At 45.7% G+C, this 2,755-nt stretch carries 3 protein-coding genes; all 3 read right to left on the bottom strand.

The annotated features are described in order from the left end of the window. Window positions 1–113 precede the first annotated feature (113 nt). From era to rnc, 3 genes are read right to left on the bottom strand one after another with little or no spacing between them, the layout of a single operon-like run. Complete coding sequence (era, locus tag Q338_RS12305) at window positions 114–1,037, bottom strand: GTPase Era (protein WP_034295975.1); 924 nt, start codon at window positions 1,035–1,037, stop codon at window positions 114–116. Window positions 1,038–1,064: 27 nt separating this feature from the next. Then, window positions 1,065–1,793 (bottom strand): phosphatase PAP2 family protein, encoded by a 729-nt coding sequence (locus Q338_RS12300; protein WP_034295972.1) that lies wholly within the window; start codon window positions 1,791–1,793, stop codon window positions 1,065–1,067. Window positions 1,794–1,812: 19 nt separating this feature from the next. Then, window positions 1,813–2,514 (bottom strand): ribonuclease III, encoded by a 702-nt coding sequence (gene rnc, locus Q338_RS12295; RefSeq protein ID WP_034295969.1) that lies wholly within the window; start codon window positions 2,512–2,514, stop codon window positions 1,813–1,815. Window positions 2,515–2,755: the final 241 nt, after the last annotated feature.

Here is a 2,755-nt window from a genome sequence, read left to right as displayed (position 1 = left end):
AAATCTTTCAGGCTGCCTGTAACCTGTCCCCTCTCCCGCTTGCGGGGGAGGGGACAGGTTTGTGGTTATTTCAAAAAATTGTCGTGTACTGAAAGACAGCCTGAAAAACCAAATCACAAACCCAATTCATTTAAAAAACGAATATCGTCCGCCCAACCCGATTTTACTTTCACCCACACTTTCAAAAACACTTTGCAATCAAATAATTTTTCCATATCCAAACGCGCTTCGGTGGAGATTTTCTTCATTTTCTCGCCACCCCTGCCGATGACGATGGGTTTTTGATTTTCCTTGTCCACTAAAACAGCGATATAAATCTGATACATACCATTTTCTTCTTTAAATTGTTCCACTTCCACATTCATTGCGTAAGGCAATTCTTCGCCCAAATAGCGGAACAATTTTTCGCGCACAATTTCCATCGCCAAAAAACGGCTGGATTTATCCGTAACCATGTCTTCAGGATACATCGGCACGCTTTCAGGCAGAAAAGGTTTCAATGTTGCCAATAAGTTAGCAATTCGCAAACCATGTTTTGCACTCACCACTTCCACCGCCGCAAAATCATATTCTTGTTTCACTTCTTCAATAAATTGATTGAGCGCGAATTTGTCTTTGGCTTTTTCCTTGTCAATTTTATTCACCACCAACACAACAGGCGTGTTTTTCGGCAACTGTTTCAACACCGTGCGGTCGGCTTCGGTCAAACGCATGGCTTCCAACACAAAGGCAATCGCGTCCACGCCGCTCATCGCTTCGGTTACGTTTAAATTGAGTCGGTCATTCAAGGCGTTGCGGTGGTTGGTTTGAAAACCGGGGGTGTCCACAAACACAAATTGCGCCGTGTCATCGGTGTAAATCCCCGTAACTTTGTGGCGTGTGGTTTGCGCTTTTTTGCTGGTAATGCTGATTTTTTGCCCAATCAAATGGTTCATCAGCGTGGATTTACCCACATTCGGGCGACCCACAATCGCAATAAAACCGCAACGGTAGCCATTGGCGGCGGTTTCATTGGCTAAAAATTCTTCTATATTCATCATATTATTCTTTCATAAAATGGGTTTTCAGGCTGCCTGAAAATATTTCTGCAAACGCGGCAAAATCTTCGCAAACAAATAAACATGAATCAGCCACGCCAATAAAATAGACACAAACAAATCAACAGGATAATGCATACCCAAACGCACCCGCGTATACGCCATTGCCGCCGCCCACACAGTTAAGGCAGCCTGAAACCCCCACGCCCCACGCAACAGCCCCACCCACACCAGCAACCACGCCGCCGCAAAAATCGTATGCCCCGATGGAAACGAATAACCCAATTCCGTAGATTGATACTGTGTCAGAATTTGGCTGTCGGTATTATACGCGGTGTGATAAACAATTTTGGCTTGCGTTTCCGTATCTTGCTGATAAAACGAATGGGGCGGATAACCGTATTCTTCCAAATAGCCCCCATTTTCCAACGCCACCACATAAGGGCGCGGCTCTTGAAACACCTCTTTCATCGTCAATTTAACCGCCTGCGTGCCGCCCAAAGACAGCGCACACATCGCCACCACCATCCGCCAATCCCAATATTTGCGCGTTAAAAACAAGCCACTCGCCAACAAAACCACAACCGTGCCGATGGCATACGGCGGCGAACCCGTCCACGTCAGCAAAATCATGGGCATGGTTTCCGTGATTAAACCCACTTGGCTCAACGACCATTGATAATCCACCAGCCAAAAATACACAGGCACCAATAATAAAATACCCGTATAAATGGTTAATTTTAAATAAGTATTCATATTTTCAGGCAGCCTGAAATTATTTTTTCAATTTCTGCGCCAACCACGCCAAAGCCTGTTTCGCGCAATCCTGTTCGGCGGCGCGGCGACTGTTGGCATTGGCGTAAAAAATTTTGCCCAATTCGCCCAAATCGCAAGACACATCAAAACGCGCTTCATTGCCCTCCCCTATTTGCTGTTCAATGCGGTATTTGGGCAGAGCGAGTTTGTGTCCTTGCAAAATTTCTTGTAATTGGGTTTTCGCGTCTTTGGCAGTGTTATTGGTGTCTAACTGTTTAATTCTTTCGCGGAATAATTGGCGGACAATTTTTTCGGCAGCCTGAAAATCCGCGTCCAAACTGATGGCGGCAAACACCGCTTCCAACGCGTCTGCCAAAATGGAAGCGCGGTCGTGTCCGCCACTTTTCAGTTCGCCCACGCCCAAAAGCAGCGCATCGCCCAATTTCAATTCACGCGCCACGTCCGCCAAAGTCGCTTCTTTTACCAATTGGGCGCGAATGGGCGACAATCTGCCTTCGGGCAATTTGGGGAAGGCTTCGTAGAGCATTTTGGCAATCACATAATCCAAAATACTGTCGCCGATAAATTCCAATCGCTCGTAATTATTGGGCGAATGGCTGCGGTGGGTGAGTGCTTGTTGCAATAAATTTTTGTTTTTGAATTGATAATTAAGTTTTTGTTGTAAAACGAGTTGAGCGGTGTCGCGGGGGGTGGGTCTCATACGGCAAATCAATAACTTGGCAAAATAAAGCTGAATTATACGGCAAAAATCATTCAGGCAGCCTGAAAAGCGTGTTTCAGGCTGCCTGATAAAATGGAGCGTAAAATTTGTTTCTCGCCACCAAACTATCCCCTCCCCCGTCCACAACGCAGACCTGCCAAGTTCTTTTGGTGTAAAATGATAAAGTTAAACTAACGGTAATTTGACCATGCAAACTTTGGAAACCTACTTTTCAGAAATT

Origin of the sequence: Alysiella crassa DSM 2578 (assembly GCF_000745955.1) — a bacterium.
GTDB classification, from domain to species: Bacteria; Pseudomonadota; Gammaproteobacteria; order Burkholderiales; family Neisseriaceae; genus Simonsiella; species Simonsiella crassa.
This window is presented reverse-complemented; position numbering and strand designations above follow the sequence as displayed.

Excerpts from the sequence above, each read along its gene's own strand:
- era (WP_034295975.1), bottom strand. The coding sequence starts at position 1,037 with ATGAATATAGAAGAATTTTTAGCCAATGAAACCGCCGCCAATGGCTAC.
- Q338_RS12300 (WP_034295972.1), bottom strand. The coding sequence starts at position 1,793 with ATGAATACTTATTTAAAATTAACCATTTATACGGGTATTTTATTATTG.
- rnc (WP_034295969.1), bottom strand. The coding sequence starts at position 2,514 with ATGAGACCCACCCCCCGCGACACCGCTCAACTCGTTTTACAACAAAAA.